General features: G+C 73.8%; 21 protein-coding genes. 15 read left to right on the forward strand and 6 right to left on the reverse strand.

Going from position 1 to position 24,184, the window contains the following annotated elements:
* Nucleotides 1-42: 42 nt before the first annotated feature.
* Nucleotides 43-2,493, reverse strand: a complete 2,451-nt coding sequence (locus AC4H2H_RS12110) for a DNA gyrase/topoisomerase IV subunit A (protein ID WP_494371060.1) — start codon at nucleotides 2,491-2,493, stop codon at nucleotides 43-45.
* Nucleotides 2,494-2,734: 241 nt separating this feature from the next.
* Here AC4H2H_RS12110 and AC4H2H_RS12115 point away from each other — a divergent pair, with 241 nt between their 5' ends.
* From AC4H2H_RS12115 to AC4H2H_RS12130, 4 genes are all read left to right on the forward strand, one after another.
* Nucleotides 2,735-5,584: a bifunctional acetate--CoA ligase family protein/GNAT family N-acetyltransferase gene (locus AC4H2H_RS12115; RefSeq protein WP_494371061.1), complete on the forward strand. Its 2,850-nt coding sequence runs from the start codon at nucleotides 2,735-2,737 to the stop codon at nucleotides 5,582-5,584.
* A 70-nt stretch (nucleotides 5,585-5,654) separates the two neighbouring features.
* Nucleotides 5,655-6,248 (forward strand): DUF5998 family protein, encoded by a 594-nt coding sequence (locus AC4H2H_RS12120; protein ID WP_483776614.1) that lies wholly within the window; start codon nucleotides 5,655-5,657, stop codon nucleotides 6,246-6,248.
* On the forward strand, nucleotides 6,245-7,462 hold the full coding sequence (locus AC4H2H_RS12125) for an alkaline phosphatase family protein (protein ID WP_494371062.1): 1,218 nt from the start codon (nucleotides 6,245-6,247) through the stop codon (nucleotides 7,460-7,462). The genes AC4H2H_RS12120 and AC4H2H_RS12125 overlap by 4 nt, the downstream gene beginning before the upstream one ends.
* Nucleotides 7,463-7,520: 58 nt before the next feature.
* Nucleotides 7,521-8,162 carry a thymidine kinase gene (locus AC4H2H_RS12130; RefSeq protein ID WP_494371063.1) on the forward strand — a complete coding sequence of 214 codons (642 nt, stop codon included), beginning with the start codon at nucleotides 7,521-7,523 and terminating at the stop codon, nucleotides 8,160-8,162.
* 13 nt (nucleotides 8,163-8,175) lie between these two features.
* On the opposite strand, the gene sepH is transcribed toward AC4H2H_RS12130, so the two are convergent.
* Nucleotides 8,176-9,315, reverse strand: coding sequence for a septation protein SepH (gene sepH / locus AC4H2H_RS12135; RefSeq protein WP_494371064.1), 1,140 nt, complete (start codon nucleotides 9,313-9,315; stop codon nucleotides 8,176-8,178).
* 177 nt (nucleotides 9,316-9,492) lie between these two features.
* Between sepH and AC4H2H_RS12140 the strand changes: the two genes are divergently transcribed.
* The 3 genes from AC4H2H_RS12140 (at nucleotide 9,493) to AC4H2H_RS12150 (ending at nucleotide 11,687) form a co-directional block, all read left to right on the forward strand.
* A complete protein-coding gene (locus AC4H2H_RS12140; RefSeq protein WP_494371109.1) occupies nucleotides 9,493-10,155 on the forward strand; it encodes a trimeric intracellular cation channel family protein in 663 nt (220 codons plus the stop codon).
* Between the two features lie 3 nt (nucleotides 10,156-10,158).
* A complete protein-coding gene (locus tag AC4H2H_RS12145) occupies nucleotides 10,159-11,010 on the forward strand; it encodes an inositol monophosphatase family protein (protein ID WP_494371065.1) in 852 nt (283 codons plus the stop codon).
* A gap of 377 nt (nucleotides 11,011-11,387) precedes the next feature.
* Nucleotides 11,388-11,687, forward strand: a complete 300-nt coding sequence (locus AC4H2H_RS12150; RefSeq protein WP_483776620.1) for a DUF4193 domain-containing protein — start codon at nucleotides 11,388-11,390, stop codon at nucleotides 11,685-11,687.
* A gap of 122 nt (nucleotides 11,688-11,809) precedes the next feature.
* Here the strand turns inward: AC4H2H_RS12150 and AC4H2H_RS12155 are convergent, their stop codons facing one another.
* Entirely contained in the window at nucleotides 11,810-12,340 is a 531-nt protein-coding gene (locus AC4H2H_RS12155; protein ID WP_494371066.1) for a DUF3093 domain-containing protein, read from the reverse strand.
* Nucleotides 12,341-12,433: 93 nt separating this feature from the next.
* Here AC4H2H_RS12155 and dut point away from each other — a divergent pair, with 93 nt between their 5' ends.
* From dut to AC4H2H_RS12175, 4 genes are all read left to right on the forward strand, one after another.
* Nucleotides 12,434-12,910, forward strand: a complete 477-nt coding sequence (dut, locus tag AC4H2H_RS12160) for a dUTP diphosphatase (RefSeq protein WP_494371067.1) — start codon at nucleotides 12,434-12,436, stop codon at nucleotides 12,908-12,910.
* A gap of 90 nt (nucleotides 12,911-13,000) precedes the next feature.
* Entirely contained in the window at nucleotides 13,001-13,786 is a 786-nt protein-coding gene (locus tag AC4H2H_RS12165; protein WP_494371068.1) for a DUF3710 domain-containing protein, read from the forward strand.
* Nucleotide 13,787: 1 nt separating this feature from the next.
* A complete protein-coding gene (locus AC4H2H_RS12170; protein WP_494371069.1) occupies nucleotides 13,788-14,162 on the forward strand; it encodes an OB-fold nucleic acid binding domain-containing protein in 375 nt (124 codons plus the stop codon).
* Nucleotides 14,163-14,253: 91 nt separating this feature from the next.
* Complete coding sequence (locus AC4H2H_RS12175; protein ID WP_494371070.1) at nucleotides 14,254-15,144, forward strand: DUF3159 domain-containing protein; 891 nt, start codon at nucleotides 14,254-14,256, stop codon at nucleotides 15,142-15,144.
* Nucleotides 15,145-15,162: 18 nt separating this feature from the next.
* On the opposite strand, the gene AC4H2H_RS12180 is transcribed toward AC4H2H_RS12175, so the two are convergent.
* Both AC4H2H_RS12180 and AC4H2H_RS12185 read right to left on the reverse strand, forming a co-directional pair.
* On the reverse strand, nucleotides 15,163-15,933 hold the full coding sequence (locus AC4H2H_RS12180; RefSeq protein ID WP_494371071.1) for a potassium channel family protein: 771 nt from the start codon (nucleotides 15,931-15,933) through the stop codon (nucleotides 15,163-15,165).
* On the reverse strand, nucleotides 15,933-16,586 hold the full coding sequence (locus AC4H2H_RS12185; RefSeq protein WP_494371110.1) for a potassium channel family protein: 654 nt from the start codon (nucleotides 16,584-16,586) through the stop codon (nucleotides 15,933-15,935). Before AC4H2H_RS12185 ends, AC4H2H_RS12180 begins: the two co-directional genes overlap by 1 nt.
* Before the next feature lie 138 nt (nucleotides 16,587-16,724).
* On the opposite strand from AC4H2H_RS12185, the gene AC4H2H_RS12190 reads away from it, so the two are divergent.
* The 4 genes from AC4H2H_RS12190 to AC4H2H_RS12205 all read left to right on the forward strand — a co-directional run bounded on the left by AC4H2H_RS12190 (nucleotide 16,725) and on the right by AC4H2H_RS12205 (nucleotide 23,515).
* Nucleotides 16,725-18,728 (forward strand): APC family permease, encoded by a 2,004-nt coding sequence (locus AC4H2H_RS12190; protein WP_494371072.1) that lies wholly within the window; start codon nucleotides 16,725-16,727, stop codon nucleotides 18,726-18,728.
* A gap of 222 nt (nucleotides 18,729-18,950) precedes the next feature.
* A complete protein-coding gene (locus AC4H2H_RS12195; protein WP_494371073.1) occupies nucleotides 18,951-20,192 on the forward strand; it encodes a class I SAM-dependent RNA methyltransferase in 1,242 nt (413 codons plus the stop codon).
* A gap of 86 nt (nucleotides 20,193-20,278) precedes the next feature.
* Complete coding sequence (locus AC4H2H_RS12200) at nucleotides 20,279-20,452, forward strand: hypothetical protein (protein ID WP_494371074.1); 174 nt, start codon at nucleotides 20,279-20,281, stop codon at nucleotides 20,450-20,452.
* A 228-nt stretch (nucleotides 20,453-20,680) separates the two neighbouring features.
* Nucleotides 20,681-23,515, forward strand: a complete 2,835-nt coding sequence (locus AC4H2H_RS12205) for an aconitate hydratase (protein ID WP_494371075.1) — start codon at nucleotides 20,681-20,683, stop codon at nucleotides 23,513-23,515.
* A gap of 196 nt (nucleotides 23,516-23,711) precedes the next feature.
* Here the strand turns inward: AC4H2H_RS12205 and AC4H2H_RS12210 are convergent, their stop codons facing one another.
* Nucleotides 23,712-24,167: a DoxX family protein gene (locus AC4H2H_RS12210; RefSeq protein ID WP_494371076.1), complete on the reverse strand. Its 456-nt coding sequence runs from the start codon at nucleotides 24,165-24,167 to the stop codon at nucleotides 23,712-23,714.
* Nucleotides 24,168-24,184: the final 17 nt, after the last annotated feature.

The raw sequence follows: 24,184 nt of genomic DNA on the forward strand, positions 1-24,184 counted from the left end.
GACCGCCGGGGGTCGCCGTCTCGGGTGGCGTCACGCTCGCCCCTACCCCACAGCGGTGATCGGTGACGCGAGCGGTGTGCCGGAGCCGTCGCGGCGCTGGTCGACCTCGGGCAGGTCGAGCGCCTGACCCCCGGACCCGACGGCGCGCGCGGGACCCTGACCGACCCAGGCGAGGATGAGCGCGTCCTCGCCCTTGAGGAACCGGTGGGCCCGGACACCGCCGGTGCCGCGGCCCTTGCCGGGGTAGAGCTCGTACGGAGTGACCTTGCCCGCGCCGGTCTGCGTACCGGGAAGAGCGCTCGACGACCCGGCGACCGTGACCACCGTCGAGAGGTCACGCACGTCTGCAGGCACCACGCCGAAGAACGCCACCCGATGCCCTTCGGCGAGCCGGATGCCCGCCATGCCGCCCGCGGCGCGGCCCTGCGGGCGGACGGACGACGCCTCGAAGTGCAGCAGGGACGCGTCGCTGCTGACGAACACGAGCTCGTCCGCGTCGCTCGCGGGCGCGGCGCCCACGACCGTGTCGCCGTCCTTGAGACCGACGATCTCCCACGCGTCCCGGTTGCTCGGCACGTCGCCGGGCATGACCCGCTTGACGACACCCTGCGCGGTGCCCAGCGCGAGCGGGGGAGCGTCCGCGTCGAGCGACGCGATCGTCACCGCCTCCTCGCCCGGGTCGAGCGCCACGACCTCGCTGAGCGGCACGCCGCCCGACAGGCTCGGGGCGTTGTCGGTCGGCGGGATCGCCGGCAGGTCGAGCACCGACACGCGGACGACGCGCCCCCGGCTCGTGACGAGACCGACCTCGCCGCGCGCCGTCGTGCGCACGCGGGCGCGCAGCACGTCGTGCGCGGCCCGGGGACCCGACCGTGCCGGCTCGGTCTCGTCGGTCGTCCGGGCGAGCAGCCCGGTGGCGGAGAACAGCGCCCAGCAGGCGGTGTCGGCGACCTCGAGCGGCACGGCCGCGGTCGTCGTCGGCGCGGCACCGGCGGACTCGAGGAGGATCGTGCGGCGCGGTGTGCCGTAGGTCTTGGCGACGTCCGCCATCTCGGCGGAGACCACGGCCCGGAGCCGCGCGTCGCTCCCGAGGATCTCCTGCAGCTCCTCGATCTCGCGCCGCAGCGTCTCCTGCTCCTTCTCCAGCTCGATGCGCGAGAACTTCGTCAGCCGTCGCAGCTGCAGCTCGAGGATGTACTCGGACTGCGGCTCGGACAGGTCGAAGACCGTCTGCAGGCGCTCGCGGGCGGTGCGCGCGTCGTCGGAGGTGCGGATGACCTGGATGACCTCGTCGATGTCGACGATCGCGATGAGCAGGCCGTCCACGAGGTGCAGGCGCTCGGTGCGCTTGCGCAGGCGGTGCTCGGACCGTCGCCGCACGACGTCGATCCGGTGGTCCACCCACACCGTGAGCATCTCGCGCAGGCCCAGTGTGCGGGGCTGCCCGTCGACGAGCGCCACGTTGTTCATGCCGAACGAGTCCTCGAGCGGCGTGAACTTGTAGAGCTGCTCGAGCACGGCCTCGGGGTTGAACCCGGTCTTCACCTCGACGACGATCCGCAGGCCGTGCGCGCGGTCCGTGAGGTCGGTCGCCGCGGTGATGCCCTGGATCTTCTTCGTCTTGACGCCGTCGGCGATCTTCTCGATCACCTTCTCGGGGCCCACGAGGTAGGGCAGCTCCGTGATGACGATGCCCTTGCGGCGCGGGGTGAGGTTCTCGACGCGCGCCGTGGCGCGCGTGCGGAACGTGCCGCGGCCCGTGCGGTACGCGTCGCGCACGCCGTCGAGCCCGACGATCTTGCCGCCCGTCGGCAGGTCGGGGCCGGGGACGAAGCGCATGAGGGCGTCGAGGTCGGCGTCGGGGTGCGCCACAAGGTGACGGGCGGCCGCGATGACCTCGACCAGGTTGTGCGGCGCCATGTTCGTCGCCATGCCCACCGCGATGCCCGACGCCCCGTTGACCAGCAGGTTCGGGATCGCCGCCGGCAGCACGTCGGGCTGCTGCAGCTTGTTGTCGTAGTTCGGCACGAAGTCGACGACGTCCTCGTCGAGGCCCGCCGTCATCGCGAGCGACGAGGGGGCGAGGCGCGCCTCGGTGTACCGGGACGCGGCCGGGCCGTCGTCGAGCGTGCCGAAGTTGCCGTGCCCGTCGACGAGCGGCAGCCGCAGCGAGAAGTCCTGCGAGAGGCGCACGAGCGCGTCGTAGATCGCGGTGTCGCCGTGCGGGTGGAGCTTGCCCATGACCTCGCCGACGACGCGCGCCGACTTCACGTGCGCGCGGTCGGGGCGCAGACCCATGTCGGCCATCATGTAGAGGATCCGGCGTTGCACGGGCTTGAGGCCGTCGCGCGCGTCGGGCAGCGCGCGCGAGTAGATGACGGAGTAGGCGTACTCGAGGAACGACGTCTCCATCTCCGCCTGGACGTCGATGTCGACGATCTTCTCGTTCACCTCGGCCGGGTCGATCGAGGGGGTCGAGGGCTTGCGCGCCATGGGCCTGCGGGCTCCTGCCGTTCGGTGCGTCCGTGCGGACGCGGTTCTTCGCGGACGTGCGGGTCGTGCGGTCGGCCGGGGCGCTCGCCGCCCGGTGCCGCACGTGAGGGTACGTCACGCGTCCGACACCCCGCGCCCGGCGGGACCAGGGACGCGACCATTGTCCTCCCGCGCCGGGCCGCGACGGCGCAGGCGCGCGGCGCACCTCCACGCGCGCAGGTCCACCGCATAGCCTGGGCACGTGAGCGACGGCGAGGCCGCCGGGCCCGACCCGGCCCTGCACCCGGCCCGGTACCCGGTCGAGTGGGAGGCGGACGTCGTCCTGCGCGACGGGACGACGACGCACCTGCGCCCCATCCGCCCGGACGACGCCGACGCGCTCCAGCGCTTCCACGTCGCCCAGTCCGAGCGGTCCACGTACCTGCGCTTCTTCGCCCCGATGGAGCGCCTGTCCGACCGCGACCTCGACCGGTTCACGCGCGTGGACCACACCGACCGCGTCGCGCTCGTCGCGGTGCGGCCGCGCGGCGACGACGACGGCCAGGACATCATCGGCGTCGCGCGCTTCGACCGCACGGGTACGCACGAGGCCGAGGTGGCGTTCAACATCGCGGACTCGGCGCAGGGCCGCGGGCTCGGCTCCGTCCTGCTCGAGCACATCGCCGCGGCGGCGCGCGAGCGCGGCGTGCAGCGCTTCACCGCCGAGGTGCTGCCGCAGAACGGCAAGATGCTCGCCGTGTTCCGCGAGGCGGGCTACGACGTGCACCAGCAGATGGACGACGGTTTCGTGCTGGTGAGCGTGGACCTCGACCCGACCGAGCGGTCGCGCGCCGTCATGGCCGACCGCGAGCACCGCGCCGAGGCGCGCAGCATGCAGGGGCTGCTCGGCGCGAGGAGCGTCGTCCTCGTGGGACCCGGGTGGGCCCCGGACGAGGGAACCCCGCTCGAGCCGGGGCCCGCCGTCGACGGCGACGCGGGCGCGCCCGTCGAAGCTCTCCTCGCGCGCCGCGCGCTCGCGGCGCTCGTCCGCAGCGACGGCGTCACCGTCCACGTCACGGGCGTCCGGACCGAGGTTCCCGACGGCGGGCCCGACGGCGGTGCGGTCCCCGGCGAGGCGACCCTGCCCCAGGAGCACGCGTCGCTCGCCGACGTCCCCGGGCCGGTCGACCTCGCCGTGGTGGCGCTGCGCCCGCCCGAGGCGATCGACGCCGTCCGCCATCTCGCGCGCCTCGGGGTGCGCGGCGTCGTCGTGCTCTCCGCGGGCTTCGCCGAGACCGGCCGGGAGGGCCTCGCGCTGCAGCGCGACCTCCTGCGCGTCGCGCACACGGCGGGGCTGCGCGTCGTGGGGCCGGCGAGCTACGGGCTCCTCGCCACGGGCAGCGCACACGACCGTCCGGCGCTCGCGGCGACGCTCGCGACGGACCTGCCCCTGCCGGGCGAGGTGGGCCTGTTCAGCCAGTCGGCGCCCATGGCGGTCACGCTCCTCGCGACGACGGCGCGGCGCGGGCTCGGCGTGTCGTCGTACCTCTCCGCGGGCCACCGCGCGGACGTCTCGGGCAACGACCTCATGCAGTTCTGGCAGGACGACCCCGCGACGCAGGTGGTGTGCCTCTACCTCGAGTCGATCGGCAACCCGCGCAAGTTCTCGCGCATCGCGCGCCGGCTCGCCTCCGTCAAGCCCGTCGTCGTCGTGACGGCGGGGCGCTCGGGCCACGTCGTGCCGCCCGGGCACGCGGTCCGCTCGACGCGCGCCCCGCGCCGGACGCTCGAGGAGATGCTGCGGCAGTCGGGCGTCATCCGGGCCGAGAACACGCACCACATGATCGACATCGCGCAGCTCCTCGCGCACCAGCCGCTGCCGCGCGGTCGGCGCGTGGGGATCCTCGCGAGCTCGGCGTCGCTCGCGGCGCTCGTCGCCGAGGCGGCGGCGTCGGCGGGGCTCGTCGTCGCGAGCTCCGACTTCCTGCCCGAGGACGCGACGACCGCCGACGTGGAGGCGACGGTCGAGGCGCTCTACGCACCGGACGCGTGCGACGTCGTCGTCGTGGTCCAGGTGCCCGTCGTGCGCCCCCGGCGCGCCGACCTCTCGCGGGTGGTGGCGCGCGCCGCGGCCCGTACGGGGCGGACGACCGTCGCGAGCATGCTCGGCCTGCACGGGCTCACGGACGAGCTGTCGGTCCCGGCGACCGACGGGGGGCACGCGAGGGAGGACGGGGACTCCGAGCTGCTGCGGCGCGTGCCTGCGTACTCGACGCCGGAGGACGCGGTCGCCGCACTCGGTGCCGTGGTGCGGTACGCCCGGTGGCGCGAGGCGGACCACGGCACGCCGGTGCGGCCCGCGGGCGTCGACGCCGGGCGCGCACGGGCGCTCGTCGAGTCCGCGCTCGCAGGTACGGGCGCCGTCGACCTCGACCCGACGGCGGCCGCCGAGCTCCTGGCCTGCTACGGCGTGCACGTGTGGCCCGCCCGGCGCGTCCGGACGGTGGACGAGGCCGTCGAGGCCGCGCGCGACGTCGGCTGGCCCGTCGCGCTCAAGAGCACGGCTGCCGGGCTGCGGCACCGCGCCGACCTCGGCGGCGTTCGCCTCGACATCGCGGACCCCGACGAGCTGCGGACGGACGTCGAGCAGATGCGCGCGGCCCTCGCGGGCGTGCTGCCGGACGCGGCCGACCAGCCGCTCGAGGTGCAGGCGATGGCCGACGCGGGGGTCGCGTGCGTGGTCCGCTCGACCGAGGACCCGCTCTTCGGCCCGGTCGTGTCGTTCGGCCTCGCGGGGGACGCGGTCGACCTGCTCGGCGACGTCGCCTACGGCGTGCCCCCGCTCACCGACGTCGACGTGGCCGCCATGGTGCGCTCGGTGCGCGCCGCGCCGCGCCTGTTCGGGTACATGGGGACACGCGTCGTGGCGACCGCGGCGCTGGAGGACGTCCTCGCGCGCGTGTCCGTGCTGGCCGACGACCTGCCCGAGCTGCGCAGCCTCGAGCTCTACCCCGTGGTCGTGTCGGAGCACGGCGCGGCCGTCCTCAGCGCGCGCGTGAGCCTCGCCGACGCCCAGCGCGCGGACGCGCTGCGGCGCGCGCTTCCCCACTGACCGGCGCGGTTCGTCCACACCACGGCCCACGGGCTGGCCGCCGCCGTGCGCCGGGTGGGAGAATGCGCGGGTGCCCTCTGCAACCTCGAACGCCTGGACCGACCTGACGACCCAGCTCCACCGCGCCGGGTACTACCCGGAGCTCGTCGCCGACGTCCTCGACGTCGCGATCGCGGGCGAGGAGATCGTCTCCCACCTCGTGCTGCCGGAGACGACGTTCGACGCGTCCGAGGTGCGTCGGCACCTGACGGTGCTCGTCCTCACCCCGTCACGCCTCGTCACGTCGCACGTCGACGACCACCCGGCCGACAGCGAGAACCCCTCCGCCTCGGCCGCGGCGACGACCGAGTCGGTCCCGCTCACGGAGGTGCGCTCGGTCTCGCTCACGCACGTCGTCGCCGAGCCCCACGAGCACCGCTCGGGCGCCGCGCCGCTCGAGGTCACGCTCGCGCTCGGCTGGGGCGCGGTCTCGCGCGTCGACCTGGAGCCCGCGCAGTGCCCCGACCCCGCGTGCGACGCGGACCACGGACTGACCGGCCAGATCACCCCGGACGACGTCGTGGTGCGCGTGAGCGCCGAGGCGGAGGGCCGCGACGCCGTGCGTGCCGCCGTCGACTTCGCCCGCGCCCTGTCGCGCGCCACCGCGGGCCACAGCGCCCGGTGAGCGACGCACGGACGGAGCCGGCCGTCGAGGTGCCGCCAGCACCGGGCTCGGCGCCCGGGCTGCCGCCTGGGCTCCTTGCTCCCGAGACGGGCACCGGCGGTCTCGCGGCCGTCCTGCCGGGAGCGGCCGGCGTCCTGGGCGTGTCGCTCACGACGGCGACGGGGATCGGCAGCGAGGTCGCGCGCGCCGCGCTCGACCTGCCGCGCGCCGAGCGCGTGTGCGTCGTCCTCGTCGACGGGCTGGGCCACGTCAACCTCGCGGAGCGGGCGGGTCACGCGCCGTTCCTGCGCTCGCTCCTGCCCGAGGCGCGCGCCCTCACCTCGACCTTCCCGAGCACGACCGCCGCGGCCGTCGGGGCGTTCGGGACCGGCACCGCACCCGGTCGCACCGGGATGCTCGGGTACACCCAGCGCAACCCCGAGACGGGCGAGCTGGCCAACATGGTCTCGTGGGAGGGTGCGCAGCCCCCAGCCGAGCTCCAGCGCGAGACCCCCCTGCTCCAGCGCCTCGCGGACGCGGGCACGACGGTCATGTCGACCGGTCCGGCGCGGTTCGCCGGGTCCGGCATGACCCTCGCCGCCCTGCGGGGCGGCACCTACTCCGCGGCCGAGGCGCTCGCGGGCCGCGTCGACGCCGCCGTGCGGGCACTCGCCCGGCCCGGGCTCGTCTACCTCTACTGGGGCGAGGTCGACAAGGCCGGGCACCACCACGGGTCCACGTCGTGGCAGTGGGGCGACGAGCTCGAGGCCCTCGACCGCGAGCTCGCGCGCCTCGTCCGCTCGCTGCCGCGCGGCACGCTCGTCCTCGTCACGGCCGACCACGGCATGGTCGACGTCGACCCCGCGCTGCGCCGCGACGTCGCGACCGACCCGGTCCTCGGGCGCGGCGTGCAGCTCGTCGGCGGCGAGCCCCGAGCGGTGCACGTCTACGCGGAGCCGGGCCAGACGGCGGCCGTCGCCGCCCGCTGGCGCGACGTGCTCGCCGACGACGCGCTCGTCCTCGAGCGCGACGAGATCCTTGCGCGCGGCTATCTCGGTCCGGACCCGCTGCCCGACGCCGTCGCGGCGGCCGGCGACGTCGTCGTCGCGATGTGCGGGCGCGCGACCGTCGTGGACTCGCGCACCCAGACACCGGCGTCGCTCACTCTCGTGGGCGTGCACGGCTCCCTCACGGAGCGCGAGATGCGCGTCCCGCTCCTCGTCGCGACCGCCTGACGCCGCAGCTCGAGCGTTCCAGCCCACCCCACCGACCGAACCACGAAGGAGGACCCTCGTGGCCGAGCTCGTCTTCTTCTCCGGGACCATGGACTCCGGAAAGTCCACCCTCGCCCTCCAGCTCGACCACAACCACGCGGCCCGCGGCCGCCGGGGGCTGATCTTCTCGCGCGACGACCGGGCCGGGACCGACCGGCTCTCGTCGCGCCTCGGACTCGAGGTCACCGCGCGCGAGGTCACGGACCGCACCGACTTCTGGGCGCTCGTCACGGCCGAGCCCGTCCCGGTCGACTATCTCGTGTGCGACGAGGCGCAGTTCTACTCGCCGGCGCAGGTCGAGCAGCTCGCGCGTCTCGTCGACGAGACGGAGATCGACGTCTTCGCGTTCGGGATCACCGCGGACTTCCGGACGCGGCTCTTCCCCGGGTCGGCGCGCCTCGTCGAGCTCGCCGACCGGGTCGAGGTGCTCCAGGTGCAGTCGCTGTGCTGGTGCGGGCGTCGTGCGACGCACAACGCCCGGACGGTCGACGGGCGCATGGTCGTCGAGGGCGACCAGGTGGTCGTGGGGGACGTCGACGCCGGGTCGGGCGAGATCGGCTACGAGGTCCTGTGCCGCCGTCACCACATGCGCCGGATGACCACGTCCCTGGCCCGGACGCTCGCGCGCACCGACGAGCTGTCCCTCGACCTGCCCCGCTGACACCGACGGCGGCTCAGCCCTCCGGACGCGCCCCGAAGACGATCTCGTCCCAGCTCGGCACCTTCGCGCGCGAGCGGTTCTTGCCCTTGCGCGGCTCGCGCGCCGCCTGCGGACGACCTGGTCGCGCGCCGTGCGGCTCCTGCGCGCCGTCCGTCCGTGCCGCCCCCGGCCGGCCGGCGTCGTCGCCCTCGGGCCACTCCGCCTCGGGGCCGGCGGTCTCGTGCGCACCGTCCGCCTGTGCTGCCAGGCCCGTGGCCAGGTCCCGGTCGGCCTGCTCCGTGCGTTCCTCGTGGCCCTGCACACGGATCGTGGGGAGATGGACGACCGTGGCCCCGGACGACGCGTCCGCGGTCTCGGTCGGGACGTCGCGACCCGGACCGCCCCGCGGCCCGAACCCCTCGAAGGGTTCCTGCTCGGGCACGACCTCCGTTCCAGGGACCGCCGTGCGCGGCCGGATGCCGCGGCGTTGGCTCAGGTCGTCCAGGAGCTCTGCCGTCCCCTCGTCCGACGCCGGGCGCCCACCGCGGGACGTGCGTGACGCCGCGTCGACGTCGAACACGGCGAGGCTTCCCGGCGTCGGGTCCGGGGGAGTGTCCGTCCCCGACAGCCACCGGGCCTCGTCGTCGAGCGGGTGCAGGGCGCGCGCGGCCGGGTCGTAGGTCCAGCGGGCCGCGCGTCGTCCGGAGCCGACGACGAAGGAGGCCGTGACGACCCACTGCCCGCCCCGCTCGCGCGCCGCGGACCACTCGACCTCCGCGGGGTCCACGTCGCGCGCCTTGAGGCGCTTCGTGACCAGCTCGTCGACGGTGGGGGAGTCCTCCTCGTGGCCCTGGCGCGACTTCCGGAGCCGGTCCACGACGTACTCCTGCTCGGCGACCACCGGACCGGCGAAGCGCCGCACGTGCTCCACCGCGAGGCCCGCCGCGTCGGCGACGTCCTCCACGGAGTCGCCGGCCCGCAGGCGTGCCTGGATCTCCCGCGGGGCGAGGCTGCGTTCGCCCTCGGCGCGCAGGTGCTCCAGGTGTGGGCGGTCCCGTCGGACCGCGGCACGCAGCGCCTCGGTGATGGGCAGCGTGAACTGCGCGCCGCCACTTCCGCCGAGGACGAGGTGCTCCCCGTCCTCGTGCAGTCTCACCAGCTCCAGCTCGTCCATCGGTCCTCCCGTGTCGCTGCGCCCTGTGCCGTGTCGCCGCGCCCTGTGACGCTCCGCGGTGCGCCCGGCCCGGCACCGCGCCACCGCTCCCTCGAGGGTGCCATCGTCGCACCCGGTCCGGGCGCAACCCGCCCGGTGTGCCGCCGACTCGCGCACCGGGCGCGGCGGGCTGGGATGATGCCGCGTGTGATCCTCGACCTCGTCCCCGGCGACGCCCTCGAGCTCGGCGGCGTCTTCTTCGCCGCGCTCTCCGGCGGTCTGGCGGCCGTGCGGAAGAGGTTCGACCTCGTCGGGGTGCTCGTCCTCGCATGGGCGGCGGGGCTGGGCGGCGGTCTGCTGCGCGACGTGCTCATCGGGGCGGTCCCGCCCGTCGGCATCTCGGACTGGCGCCTGGTCGCCGTCGCGGGGCTCGCAGGGGTCGTCACGTTCTTCTGGCACCCGCGGCTCGAGCGCCTGCGGCGCAGCATCATCGTGCTCGACGCCGGGGCGCTCGCCCTGTTCGTCCTGTCCGGCACGATGAAGGGCCTCGAGCACGGCGTGGGACCGCTCGCCGCGGTCTTCGTGGGCGTCCTCACCGGAGTGGGCGGGGGCATCCTGCGCGACCTGCTCACGAACGAGGTGCCCCTGCTCTTCCAGGACAAGCAGCTCTACGCCATCCCCGCGCTCGCGGGCGCGGCGCTCACCGCCGTGCTGTGGGAGGCCGACGCGCTCGGACTCCTGTCGCAGGCGGCGGTGCTGGCGCTCGTCTTCGGGTTCCGGCTCGTGTCCCTGCGCCTCGGGTGGTCGGCGCCCGGTCCGTGGGAGGGTCGCCGGGCACGCTCCGGGTCGGGCAGGATGTGAGCCGTGCGCCTCTTCATCGACGATCCCCGCCAGCCCGACGACGTCACGGTGGCCGACCTGAGAGACCTCGCCGAGCGCCTCGCCCGGTCGGCCGGCGAGCTGGTGCGCGCGGGCCGTCCCGAGCGCGTCGAGGTCGCCGCGACCAAGTCGTCCGCGACGGACGTCGTCACGCGCATGGACGCCGAGTCCGAGGCGCTGCTGCGTCGGGAGATCGCCGCGGCCCGCCCGGACGACGCGGTCCTCGGCGAGGAGGAGGGATCGTCCGCGGGCACGTCGGGCATCACCTGGGTGATCGACCCGATCGACGGCACGGTCAACTACCTGTACGGGATCGCGTCGTACGCGGTGTCCGTCGCTGCGGTCGTGGGACCGCCCGACCCCCAGGAGTGGACGGCGCTCGCGGGCGCCGTGCACTCGGTCGTCGACGGCCGCACCTGGACGGCGGGCCTGGGCGGCGGGGCGACGCTCGACGGGCGCCCGCTGCACGTGACCGGACCGACCGACCTCGGGCAGTGCCTCGTGGGGACCGGGTTCGGCTACGACGCCGACCGTCGTCGCGCGCAGGCACGGGTCCTGGTCGAGGTGCTTCCGCAGGTGCGTGACATCCGCCGTCTGGGGTCCGCGGCGATCGACCTGTGCCTCGTCGCCAGCGGCGAGCTCGACCTCTACTTCGAGCGCGGCCTCAACCCGTGGGACCTCGCGGCGGGTGCGCTCGTCGCCCACGAGGCCGGCGCCCGGGTGACGGGTCTGCGCGGGCGCGCGGCCGACCACGAGATGACGGTCGCAGGGCCGCCCGAGGTGACCGCGAGGCTCGTGCGGATCCTCGAGGACGCCGGGGCGGACGGCGACGCCTGAGCGCGTCGCCGGGCGCCGGACCACGGGCCAAAGGCACCTCTCCGAGCCACGTGAGCCCAGCCGCCCAGGGGGTGGGAGCGTTCCCCCTCCCTTCCCCCGCGCCTTCGGGGTTTCGCCCGTGACGAACGACACCGGGCACGCACGCCGCCACAGGGTGCATCTGGCCGGGAAATGGTGCAGAATCCGGTGGCCCGCCGGGAACAATTCCGGTGCGCCGTGCATTGATCAGCGTGCACGTGCTACGACGACCTCGGGCACGCCACGTCACGGGGTGCCCCGCGCCCCGCACCCGTGCCGCCCGGCACGACCGGCCATCGCCGGTGGTCCCGGACGAGCACTGTCGCGATCGACGAATACTCCGGAGAGTGACCCCACAGATGGCAACAGACTACGACGCCCCCCGCAAGACGGAAGAGGACCTCAGCGAGGACTCGCTGCAGGAGCTCCAGGCTCGTCGCTCCGACAAGAGCTCGGGCGTCGTTGACGAGGACGAGACCGAGGCGGCGGAAGGATTCGAGCTGCCCGGTGCCGACCTGTCCGGCGAGGAGCTCTCCGTCCGGGTCCTGCCTCGTCAGGCGGACGAGTTCACGTGTGCGAGCTGCTTCCTCGTGCACCACCGCAGCCAGCTCGCGTACGAGAAGAACGGGCAGCAGATCTGCTCGGAGTGCGCCGCCTGACCTGCACCGGTCCTGACGCCCGGCCGTCGCCCCTCGGGGCGGCGGCCGTCGTCGTACCGGCACCGTCCGCCCCCCGGGCCTCTGCCTCGGGCGTCGTCGCCCGACGATCCGGCAGCGTCGCGTCAGACGGCCCGGGACGCGCGCAGCGCGTCGGCGAGGTGCTGCGGGCGGCGCGTCGAGACCAGCCAGTACGGGGTCGGGTCCTGCGGGTCGTCGAGCTCGACACGCACGCCCGTCCGGGCCCACGCCCGCAGGCAGACGTACGCGCGCGCGTCGAGACGAGGCCCGAGCTCGGTGCGCATCGCCTCGGCGTCGAGCGTCGTCACCTGGCCGAGCACCGACACGGGGATGTGCGCCCGCCCGGCCCGGAGCTCGCCGTCGCGCACGGCGACGACCGGGGACGTCCACCACAGCGCGGCCAGCCCCGCAGCTGCGGCGAGCACCCCCGCCCCGACCGCGATCGCCCGGCTCGCGGGCCACAGCGCGATCCCGAGCACGAGTGCGAAACCGAGCGCGGCAGCCCAGCCGCCGACGCCGGGCAGGACCCGTTCCCTGTGCGACGGCGCGTCGGGTGCAGGTCGCGGTGCGTCCTCGGGCGCGTCCTGCGGCACGGCGTTCGACGGTCGGGCGCTGCGGTCGGCGGCATCGGTCATGGCTCCATCATCCCAGCCGCGCGCCCGCTGCCGTGCGCTCGTGTGCTCGTCGTGTGCTCGCCCTGCCCGTGCGAGGCCACTAGGCTCTGCCGGGTGCCGATCGACCAGCAGCCCACGACCGGGGACGTCGACGTCCTCATCACCCTCCTCGACGACGTCCCGCTGCCGGCGTACTCGCACCCGGGCGACGCGGGCGCCGACCTCGTGACGACGGTCGACGTCGAGCTCGGCCCGGGAGAGCGGGCCGTCGTGCCCACGGGCGTCGCGATCGCGCTGCCCGACGGGTACGCGGCGTTCGTCCACCCGCGGTCGGGCCTCGCCGCGCGGCACGGCCTCACGGTCGTCAACGCGCCGGGCACGGTCGACGCCGGCTACCGGGGAGAGATCAAGGTGACGCTCCTCAACACGGACGCGCGCGAGGCCGTCACGCTGCGGCGCGGGGACCGCGTGGCCCAGCTCGTCGTGCAGAAGGTCGAGCGTGCCCGGTTCGTCCAGGCCGAGCGGCTGCCCGGGTCGCACCGTGGCGAGGGCGGCTTCGGGTCGAGCGGTGGCTGGACCGCCGCACCCTGACCCCCGCTGTGCGGGCTAGTGTGGAAGTGCGGGGCGAGCGTCCCGCGAGGAGTCCCGGTCGCGCGCCGGGCAGCTGAAGGAGTTCGTCCCGTGGGTCTGTTCCGCCGCTCCAGGTCGTCCGAGCCGGCCGAGTCCTCGACGTCGTCGAGCGCGTCGTCCGAGCCGGGCATCGAGAACTCGGCCGTGTCGAGCGCCGAGAAGTCCGCCGAGGCGACGTCCGGGGGCGGCTCGGCGGGCAGTTCCGAGAGCGCTGCCGCGCGAGGCCCGTTCGACTCGTCGCAGGTGTCCGAGCGTGGTGCCCGCGTCGATCTCGGTGCCGTGTGGCTGCCCGGTGTACCGGGCATGGAGCTGCGCATGGAGGTCGACAAGAAGACGCAGCGCATCACGGGCGTCTCGTGCGCCGTCGCGGGCTCCGGGCTGCAGGTCCAGGCGTTCGCCGCACCGCGCACCGAGGGGATCTGGGACGAGATCCGCGGCGAGATCGCCGCGTCCGTCACGAAGCAGGGCGGGACCGTCGACGACGTCCCCGGCCCGTTCGGCCGCGAGCTGCTCGCGCGCATCCCCGCCCAGACGCCGGACGGTCGGCCGGGGGTACGTCCCGCGCGCTTCGTCGGGGTCGACGGCCCCCGCTGGTTCCTGCGCGGGGTCGTCACGGGCAAGGCCGCCGTCGACCCGGCCGAGGCGCGGCTGCTCGAGTCCGTCTTCGCGAACATCGTCGTCGTGCGCGACCAGAGCCCGCGGCCGCCGCGCGACCTGCTCACCCTCCATCTGCCGGGCAAGGCTCCCGCGCCGGTCGTTCCCGCGCCCGCGGGCGCCCCCGAGGCCCCGTCGTTCGACCCGCTCACGCGCGGGCCGGAGATCACGGAGATCCGCTGACATGTCCCCGACCCTGCGCGACGCGTGGCGTACCGCTCTCGCCTCCCAGGAGGAGATCGCGGCCGACGAGGAGCGCGTCGAGGCGGCTCGGCAGACGGGCTGTCGTGCGGTCGCCGACCTGCCCAACCGGCGCCGGGCCAAGGTCTCGGGCATCCTGCGCTCGGTCGTGCTGCGGCCCCGGGAAGGTGTCCCGACCGTCGAGGTCGAGCTGTTCGACGGCTCGGGCGTCATCGACCTCGTCTGGCTCGGCCGTCGCCGCATCGTGGGTGTCGAGCCCGGGCGCCGCGCGCTCGTCGAGGGGCTCGTGTGCGAGGTCGACGGGCGCCGGACGATGTTCAACCCCCGGTACGAGCTCCTGCCCAAGCCGGGGGAGTGACGGCCACGCGTCGAGCCGCACGTGCCTGTCCGGCGCGCCCCGACGTCACGTACGATCCCTGCGCACCCGACCGCTACCGAGGACGCCACAGATGACGAGCAGCAGCGACCCGGCCGCACCCGACCGCGACGGCGGTGGGGCGACCGGCGCCGGCCACGACGCCGAGGTCACCGAGACGGTCGCCGAGACGGTCGCCGAGACCGTCGTCGACGACGTCGCGGCGCCCGAGGACGGTCCCGCCCGCGGTGTGCGGGCGCTCGCGGGCGAGCAGTTCTCCGTCGCGGACGCGGTCGGTGGCGTGCGCGGCCTGGTCGAGTCCGTCGCGCCGGGGCTCGTCTTCGTCGTCGTCTACGTCGCGACGACCAACCTGCGATGGGCCCTCGTCACGTCCGTCGCGGCCGCGCTCGTCGCCGTCGCCGCGCGGCTGATCCAGCGCACGCCCGTGACCCAGGCTTTCGGCGGCCTCCTCGGTGTCGCCATCGGCGTCCTGTGGGCGTGGCGCTCCGGCGAGGCGCAGGACTACTTCGCGTGGGGACTGTGGACCAACGCGGCGTACCTCGTCGTCCTCGTCGTGTCCGTGCTCGTGCGGTGGCCACTCGTCGGCCTCGTCGTCGAGGGGTTCCGGAGCGGGTTCGGGGTGAGCGGCGCGACCGCCGGGGCGACGACGGACCCGGCCGCCGCGGAGACGGCCGCCGAGCCCGAGACCGCCAGGGAGCCCGGCGCGTTCGCGCGCTGGGCGCGCACGTGGCGGTCGGACCGCACGCTCGTGCGCCGGTACGCCGCGGCGACGTGGCTGTGGGTCGGGCTGTTCGCCGCGCGCCTCGCCGTCCAGGTGCCGCTCTACCTCCAGGGCGACGTCGGCTGGCTCGGCACGGCCCGCCTCGTCATGGGCATCCCGCTGTGGGCGCTCGTGCTGTGGCTCACCTGGGTCCTGGTCCGACGCCCGCACGCCGCCCCGACGACGACGTCGGAGCAGAGCTAGCCCGGGGCCCCGCTCGGATCAGGCGAGCTCGGGGGGCGTCGGCGTGGCGTCGTCGTCGGGCTGTGCTGCCACGGGCTGGACGTCGTCCTCCCCGGGCGTGTCGTCGCTGTGGGGGCCGCCGATCTCCGACTCGCCCGCGAGGAGGCGGCCCAGCGCGGACTCGTCGGCCTCGTTCCCCGTGACGAGCAGGAGCTCGTCGCCGGCCTCGAGCGTGTCGTCCTGGCTCGGTGCGATCGGACGGACACCTCGCACGATCGCCGCGAGCACGGTGTCCACGGGCCAGCGCACCTCGCCGACGCGGCGCCCGACGAGCGGAGACGTCGGCGGGAGCGTGACCTCGAGGATGTCCGCCCCGGACTGGTGGAACGTGAAGATGCGCACGAGGTCGCCGACGGCGACCGCCTCCTCGACCATCGCGGTCATGATGCGCGGCGTCGACACGGCGACGTCGACGCCCCACGACTCGTCGAACATCCACTCGTTCTTCGGGTTGTTCACGCGCGCGACGGTGCGCGGGACGCCGAACTCCGTCTTCGCGAGGAGCGACACGACGAGGTTGACCTTGTCGTCCCCCGTCGCGGCGACGATGACGTCGCACTCGTCGACCTTCGCCTCGCCGAGCGACGAGAGCTCGCACGCGTCCGCGAGCAGCCAGTCCGCCTCGGCGACCTGGGCGATCCGCATCGCGGCGGGCTGCTTGTCGATGAGCATGACCTCGTGGTCGTGGCTGAGGAGCTCGCGGGCGATCGAGCGGCCCACGGAGCCTGCTCCGGCGATGACGACGCGCATCACTCGGCCTCGACCTTCGGTGCGTGGGTGAGGACGCGCTCGACGGCGGCGGAGCCGTCGACGGTCATGAGGACGTGGAGCTCGTCGTTCTCCTGCAGGATGGTGCGCTCGGTGACCAGCTTGCCGTCGCCGAACCGGCCGACGAACGCGACCCGAGCGCCCGTCGCCTCCTCGATCGCGCGGACCGTGCGCCCGACCCAGTCCGGGTGGAAGTCGAGCTGCGCGAGGCGCACCTGGCCCGACGGGTCGCGGTACTCGTCGGTGGCCCCGAGCGGCAGCATGCGGCGCAGCACCTGGTCGGCGGTCCAGCGCACCGTCGCGACGGTCGGGATGCCGAGCCGCTCGTAGATCTCGGCCCGCTGCGGGTCGTAGATGCGGGCGACCACCTTCTCGACGCCGAACGTCTCCCGGACCACGCGTGCCGACAGGATGTTCGAGTTGTCGCCGTCGGACACCGCCGCGAACGCGTACGCGTCCTCGATGCCGGCCTGCACGAGCGTGTCGCGGTCGAAGCCGACCCCGGTCACCTTCTTGCCCGTGAACTCGGCCGGGAGGCGCCGGAACGCGTCGGGGTTCTGGTCGACGATCGCGACCGAGTGGCCGCTGGCCTCGAACGACTGGGCGAGCGTCGCGCCGACGCGACCGCAGCCCATGATGACGAAGTGCACGCCACGAACGCTATACCGCCGGGGGCTGCTCGCGCGCGCCCCGGGACGACGGCGTGCGGGCGCGGGAAGTCGTCCGGCCCGGCGGGGCGCGACCTCGCCCTGGCGGGCATAGCATGATGCCTCGTGTCGGAGATCGCTGATGCCGCGAAGCGGCTGCTCGTCGGACGCCCCGTGCGGAGCGACCGGCTGGGCCACACGCTGCTTCCCAAACGCATCGCGCTGCCCGTGTTCGCGTCCGACGCCCTGTCGTCCGTGGCGTACGCCCCCGACGAGATCCTCCTGACCCTGGCCCTCGCCGGCCTGACCGCGACGATGATCTCGCCCTGGGTGGGCCTCGCGGTCGTGGTCGTGCTGCTCACCGTCGTCGCGTCGTACCGCCAGAACGTGCGCGCATACCCCTCGGGCGGCGGGGACTACGAGGTCGCGACCGTCAACCTCGGCCCCACGGCGGGCGTGGGGGTCGCGTCGGCGCTCATGGTCGACTACGTCCTGACGGTGGCGGTGTCGATCTCGTCGGGCGCGCAGTACGCGGCGAGCGCGATCCCCGCGCTGCGCGGCCACGAGGCGATCTTCGCGATCGCGCTCGTCGTCCTCCTGACGCTGGTCAACCTCCGGGGCGTCAAGGAGTCCGGGTCGTTCTTCGCGATCCCGGTCTACCTGTTCATGTTCGCCATCGGTTCGACGGCGGTCGTCGGGTTCTTCCGGCACGTCACAGGGACGCTGCCACCGGCCGAGAGCGCCGACCTGGAGATCGTCGCGGAGAACAGCTTCGACCAGGGGCTCATGGGGATCGCCGGGGCCTTCCTCATCGCGCGCGCGTTCGCGTCCGGGTGCGCGGCGCTCACCGGCGTCGAGGCGATCAGCAACGGCGTGCCGGCCTTCCGCAAGCCCAAGTCGCGCAACGCCGCGACGACGCTCGCGCTGCTCGGCGGCATCTCCGCCACGATGATGATCGCGATCCTCCTGCTGGCGAGCGCGACCGGCGTCCACTACGTGGAGGACCCGCACACCCAGCTCACGCTCGACGGGCAGCCTCTCCCTGAGGACTACGTGCAGCACCCCGTGATCGGGCAGCTCGCCGAGTCCGTGTTCGCGGGCTTCCCGATCGCGTTCTACGTCGTGTCCGTGGTGACCGGTCTGATCCTCGTCCTCGCGGCGAACACGGCTTTCAACGGGTTCCCCGTGCTCGGCTCGATCCTCGCGAAGGACGGCTACCTGCCGCGTCAGCTCCACACGCGCGGCGACCGGCTCGCGTTCTCGAACGGCATCGTCACGCTCGCGGTCGCGGCGATCGTGCTCATCTGGGCCTTCGACGCCGAGGTGACACGGCTCATCCAGCTCTACATCGTGGGCGTCTTCGTGTCGTTCACCCTGTCGCAGCTCGGCATGGTCCGGCACTGGACCCGCGCACTGCGCACCGAGCACCAGCCGCGCGAGCGGTCGCGCATGCGGCGCTCGCGGGTCGTCAACACCGTGGGGCTCGCGATGACCGGCACGGTGCTCGTCATCGTGCTCATCACGAAGTTCACGCACGGCGCCTGGATCGCGATCCTCGCCATGGCGATCGTGTTCGTCCTCATGAAGTCGATCCGCAAGCACTACGACACCGTGCGGGACGAGCTCGCGCTCGGTGACGACCTCACGACGGCGAGGGCGCTGCCGAGCCGCGTGCACGCGATCGTGCTCGTGTCGAAGATCCACAAGCCGACCCTGCGGGCGCTGTCCTACGCGCGCGCGTCGCGGCCGTCGGTGCTCGAGGCGGTCACGGTGGGCGTCGACGCGGAGGATGTCGAGGACCTCATGCAGCAGTGGGAGGAGCTCGACCTCCCGGTGCCGCTGCGCGTGCTCGACTCGCCGTTCCGCGAGATCACCCGCCCGGTCCTGTCCTACGTGCGCTCGGTGCGACGCGAGTCGCCGCGCGATCTCGTCGTCGTGTACATCCCCGAGTACGTGGTCGGCCACTGGTGGGAGCAGCTCCTGCACAACCAGAGCGCGCTGCGTCTCAAGGGCCGCCTGCTGTTCACGCCCGGCGTCGTGGTCGCGTCCGTGCCGTGGCAGCTCTCGTCGACGCAGGGCCAGACCGGCCTCGAGGGCGAGGGGTACCGCCAGCGCTTCCCGGGCTACTGACGTTCCAGGGCTGCTGACGACGGTCGGCGGCGCGTCCGGGATACTGGACGCATGCCGTCCTCCTCGCGTGGTCCTGCCGTGCCCTCCGACCGACCGTCCGACCGCCCCTCCGACGGTCCCTCCGAAGGTGCCGGCGCGCGCCCCCGCAAGCAGGCCCCTCGAGGTCGCGGCCGCGGTGAGCGGCCGACACGACAGTCGCCGCGCGCGAACGCTCGACCTGAGGTGGAGATCGAGCTCGAGCTCGAGATCGGCCCCGTCGCCCACGGTGGTCACTGCGTCGCGCGGCACGACGGTCGCGTGGTGTTCGTCCGGCACACGCTCCCGGGCGAGCGCGTCCGGGCGATCGTCACCGAGGCGGGGGAGGACGCGAAGTTCTGGCGCGCGGACGCCGTCGAGGTGCTGGAGGCCTCGCCCGACCGCGTGCCGTCCGTCTGGCCGGAGGCCGGGCCGGGCGGTGTCGGTGGCGGCGAGCTCGCGCACGTCGCCCTGCCGGCACAGCGGCGGTGGAAGCGCGACGTGCTCGCCGAGCAGCTGCGCCGCCTGGCGGGCATCGACCTCGACGCGTCTCACCCTCAGGTAGAGGTCGAGGGCCTGCCGGGCGACGACGAGCGCGGCGGGCTCGGGTACCGCACGCGCATCGACCTCGTGGCCGACGACGCGGGCCGGGCCGGGATGCACCGGTTCCGCTCGCACGACGTCCTCGCGCTGGAGGCGATGCCGCTCGCGACCGACGAGGTCGCCGAGCTCGCCACCCACGAGAAGGTCTGGTCGCGCCGGTGGCGGCCCGGGACGCGGCTCGAGCTCGTCGCCCCGCCGGGGACTGCGCCCGTCCTGCTGGTCGACGGCGAGCCGTGGCGCGGCGGGTCGCTCGACCAGCGCGACAACGCGCGCCGCAGCGTCACCGAGCAGGTCGAGGTGGGTGACCGCACGTACGAGTTCCGCGTGGCGGCCGACGGTTTCTGGCAGGTCCACCGGCACGCGCCGGCGACGCTCACGCAGGCGGTGCTCGACGGCGTCGGCGACGTCACGGGTGCACGCGTGCTCGACCTGTACTCGGGCGCCGGCCTGTTCACGTCGCCGCTCGCGGCCGCGGTCGGCCCGTCGGGGGCCGTCGTGGCGATCGAGGGCGACGAGCGGGCGGTGCGCGACGCGCGGCGCAACGCGCACGGTCTCGACCAGGTCGACCTCCGGCACGGGCCGGTCGAGCACGTGCTCAGGGCCGACGAGACAGGCGCCGACGTCGTCGTGCTCGACCCGCCGCGCGTGGGCGCGGGCCGCAAGGTGGTCGACACGATCGCGGCACGTCGCCCGTCCCGCGTCGTGTACGTCGCGTGCGACCCGGCGGCGCTGGCGCGCGACGTCTCCTACCTCGCGGGCCACGGCTACGCGCTCGACTCGCTGCGCGCCTTCGACCTCTTCCCGCACACGCACCACCTCGAGGCCGTCGCCGTCTTCACGCGGTGAGGACCGAGTCTCCGGGCGGCCTCCGCTCCTGCTCCGCAGGGCCAGCAGGGGGACACTGGAGGCAGGACGCGAGGGGAGGCGGTGCGATGTTGAGCGACGACGTGCGGGAGATCGTCGGGGTCGGTGTCCTCCTGGCGAACGGACGGCTCGCCGGGCGGAGCTTCGCGACGCGCGCGGAGGCGGAGGCGGAGGCGTGGGCGCGGCCCGAGGAGGGGGAGCAGGTCGTCGAGCTCAACCTCCTGTGCGACTGCGACCTGTGAGCCTGCCCTCCGGACGTGCGGGGTGGGCAGGCCATATATCTTGACGTCAAGATATATGGGGTATGCTGGTCGCGGTGCAGGTCGCAGCGGGTCGTGGACGAGCCGCCGACCACCGCACCGGTCGCCCCGAGGGATCCGGCCGGAGCGGCGCGCCGGCCCGGCGTAGTCTGGGCGAAGCCCCCTGAACCATGGCATCCGTGCCACCGTCTCGCCACGAAGGAGCTACGAGTGAGCAGCGTCGACACGTTCGGGTCGAAGGGAACGCTGGAGGTCGGTGAGAACTCGTACGAGATCTTCCGGCTGTCCGCCGTCGAGGGTGTCGAGCGCCTCCCGTACAGCCTGAAGATCCTCGCCGAGAACCTCCTGCGCACGGAGGACGGCGCCAACATCACGGCGGACCACGTCCGCGCGATCGCGTCGTGGGACCCCGCCGCGCAGCCGGACACCGAGATCCAGTTCACGCCCGCGCGCGTGATCATGCAGGACTTCACGGGCGTGCCGTGCGTCGTCGACCTCGCCACGATGCGTGAGGCCGTCGCCGAGCTCGGCGGCGACCCGTCGCGCATCAACCCGCTCGCGCCGGCCGAGATGGTCATCGACCACTCCGTCCAGATCGACGTCGCGGGCCGCGCGGACGCGTTCGAGCGCAACGTCGAGTTCGAGTACCAGCGCAACCACGAGCGCTACCAGTTCCTGCGCTGGGGCCAGACGGCGTTCGACGACTTCAAGGTCGTCCCCCCGGGCACCGGCATCGTGCACCAGGTCAACATCGAGTACCTCGCGCGCACCGTCATGACCCGTGAGGTCTCCGTGAACGGGGAGGCGCCGGTGCTCCGGGCCTACCCCGACACGTGCGTCGGCACCGACTCGCACACGACCATGGTCAACGGCCTCGGCGTGCTCGGCTGGGGCGTCGGCGGCATCGAGGCCGAGGCGGCCATGCTCGGCCAGCCGGTCTCGATGCTCATCCCGCGCGTCGTCGGCTTCAAGCTCAACGGCGCGATCCCCGCGGGCGTCACCGCGACGGACGTCGTGCTCACGATCACCCAGATGCTGCGCCAGCACGGCGTCGTCGGGAAGTTCGTCGAGTTCTACGGCGCGGGCGTGGCCCAGGTGCCGCTCGCGAACCGCGCGACCATCGGCAACATGAGCCCCGAGTTCGGCTCGACCGCCGCGATCTTCCCGATCGACGGCGTGACGCTCGACTATCTGCGTCTCACCGGCCGCAGCGACGAGCAGGTCGCACTCGTCGAGGCGTACGCCCAGGAGCAGGGCCTGTGGCTCGACCCGACCGACCCGAGCTACCTCGAGCCGGTGTTCTCCGAGTACCTCGAGCTCGACCTCTCGACGGTCGTGCCGTCGATCGCCGGCCCGAAGCGTCCGCAGGACCGCATCGAGCTCGGCGAGGCGAAGGAGTCGTTCGCCTCGGCGATCCTCGACTACGTCGACGCGCAGGAAGCGGCGCCGTTCACGGGCCTCGACGAGTCGGTCGACGAGACGTTCCCCGCGTCCGACCCGATCGCCGCCGCTGCGCACGACAACGAGTCCGACCACCCGGTCGCACCCGGTCACGGGGACAGCGCGAAGCGCCCGCACAAGGTCGTCCCCGTCACGCTCGCAGACGGCACGACGACCGAGCTCGACCACGGGCACGTCGTCATCGCGTCGATCACGTCGTGCACGAACACGTCGAACCCGTCGGTCATGCTGGCCGCCGCGCTGCTCGCGAAGAACGCGGTCGACCGCGGGCTCGCGTCCAAGCCGTGGGTCAAGACGTCGATGGCGCCGGGTTCGCAGGTCGTGACGAACTACTACGAGAAGTCCGGCATGTGGCCGTACCTCGAGAAGCTCGGCTTCCACCTCGTCGGCTACGGCTGCGCGACGTGCATCGGCAACTCGGGTCCGCTCGCCGAGGAGATCTCGGCGTCGGTCAACGAGCACGACCTCTCGGTCGTCTCGGTGCTGTCGGGCAACCGCAACTTCGAGGGTCGTATCAACCCCGACGTGAAGATGAACTACCTCGCGTCGCCGCCGCTGGTCATCGCGTACGCGCTCGCCGGCACGATGGACTTCGACTTCGAGGCCGAGCCGCTGGGCATCGACCCGCACGGCGAGCCCGTCTTCCTCCAGGACATCTGGCCGTCGCCGGAGGACGTCCAGGCGACGATCGACTCGTCGATCGACCGGGACATGTTCACCAAGGACTACGCCGACGTCTTCACGGGCGACGACCGGTGGCGCGCGCTCGAGACGCCCGAGGGCGACACGTTCGAGTGGGACCAGGAGTCGACCTACGTCCGCAAGCCCCCGTACTTCGAGGGCATGCAGGCCGAGCCGGCTCCGGTCGCGGACATCACCGGCGCCCGCGTGCTGGCGAAGCTCGGCGACTCGGTCACCACGGATCACATCAGCCCCGCGGGTGCGATCAAGGCGGACTCGCCGGCCGGCACGTACCTCGCCGAGCACGGCGTGGGCCGTCGCGACTTCAACTCCTACGGCTCGCGCCGCGGGAACCACGAGGTCATGATCCGCGGCACGTTCGCGAACATCCGCCTGCGCAACCAGCTCCTCGACAACGTCGAGGGCGGGTACACGTTCAACTTCGTCAAGGACGCGCAGGACACGATCTACGACGCCGCGCAGGACTACGCCGCGCAGGGCACGCCGCTCGTCATCCTCGGCGGCAAGGAGTACGGCTCCGGCTCGTCGCGCGACTGGGCGGCCAAGGGCACCGCGCTCCTCGGCGTCAAGGCGGTCATCACGGAGAGCTTCGAGCGCATCCACCGCTCGAACCTCATCGGCATGGGCGTCCTGCCGCTGCAGTTCCCGGCGGGCGAGAACGCCGCGTCGCTCGGCCTCGACGGCACCGAGACGTTCGACGTCACCGGCGTCACGGCGCTCAACGAGGGCACCACCCCCTCGACGGTCAAGGTCACGGCCACGAAGGGCGACGGCACGAGCGTCGAGTTCGACGCCGTCGTGCGCATCGACACGCCCGGCGAGGCGGACTACTACCGCAACGGCGGCATCCTGCAGTACGTGCTCCGGTCGCTCGTCGCCTGAGACCGGAGTGCAGCCCAGGGTGAGGGCCGAGGAACGAGGCACTCGCCCGCAACGGAACGCAGGTCTCGGGCGACCGGCAGGTCTCGTCGCCTGAGGTCGGACGACGCACACGCACCCCCGGCGGGGCGCTCACCTCTCGAGGTGGGCGCCCCGCCGTCGTCTGCGAGGCCCTGGTTGCTCGGTCCCCGGAGAGGACTCACGCGGGGAGCCACGCGACCGCGACGCACGCGAGCAGGTACAGCGCCTGCTCGACCATGCGGCGCCTCACGGGGGTCACGGGCCGGCCGGCGAGCCGTGCTCCCTGACGGGCGGCCCAGACGTTGGCGGGCGTCATGGCGACCAGGAGCAGGGCGAGGCACACGGCGGCGGCGCGCGACGTCGCCGGGACGAGGAGGCCGACGGCGCCGACCACCTCGAGCACGCCGGTGAGGGCGACGAGGAACGCGGGTGCGGGCAGCCGGGTCGGCACCATCGCCTCGAGGCCCGCACGGACGTGGGGGACGAGCCGGCCGGAGGCGGTGAGGAGGAAGAGCGCCGCGAGCCCGCAGCACAGGGCGGTGCGCCAGTCGTCGAGGACGTCGACGCCGAGAGCGCCGACGGTGCGGGCGGCACCGGTGACGAGAACGAGGACCAGGGGGAGCGGGATCGACACGGGCATCCAATCTTGAC

This window comes from Cellulosimicrobium sp. BMG9.22, from assembly GCF_059159975.1.

Bases quoted from the DNA above. Each gene is read 5' to 3' on its own strand.
- sepH (WP_494371064.1), bottom strand. From the start codon at position 9,315: ATGGACGAGCTGGAGCTGGTGAGACTGCACGAGGACGGGGAGCACCTC.
- AC4H2H_RS12175 (WP_494371070.1), top strand. From the start codon at position 14,254: ATGACGAGCAGCAGCGACCCGGCCGCACCCGACCGCGACGGCGGTGGG.
- AC4H2H_RS12200 (WP_494371074.1), top strand. From the start codon at position 20,279: ATGTTGAGCGACGACGTGCGGGAGATCGTCGGGGTCGGTGTCCTCCTG.
- AC4H2H_RS12155 (WP_494371066.1), bottom strand. From the start codon at position 12,340: ATGACCGATGCCGCCGACCGCAGCGCCCGACCGTCGAACGCCGTGCCG.
- AC4H2H_RS12185 (WP_494371110.1), bottom strand. From the start codon at position 16,586: ATGGGCTGCGGTCGCGTCGGCGCGACGCTCGCCCAGTCGTTCGAGGCC.
- AC4H2H_RS12180 (WP_494371071.1), bottom strand. From the start codon at position 15,933: ATGCGCGTCGTCATCGCCGGAGCAGGCTCCGTGGGCCGCTCGATCGCC.
- AC4H2H_RS12170 (WP_494371069.1), top strand. From the start codon at position 13,788: ATGTCCCCGACCCTGCGCGACGCGTGGCGTACCGCTCTCGCCTCCCAG.
- AC4H2H_RS12110 (WP_494371060.1), bottom strand. From the start codon at position 2,493: ATGGCGCGCAAGCCCTCGACCCCCTCGATCGACCCGGCCGAGGTGAAC.
- AC4H2H_RS12150 (WP_483776620.1), top strand. From the start codon at position 11,388: ATGGCAACAGACTACGACGCCCCCCGCAAGACGGAAGAGGACCTCAGC.
- AC4H2H_RS12140 (WP_494371109.1), top strand. From the start codon at position 9,493: ATGCCGCGTGTGATCCTCGACCTCGTCCCCGGCGACGCCCTCGAGCTC.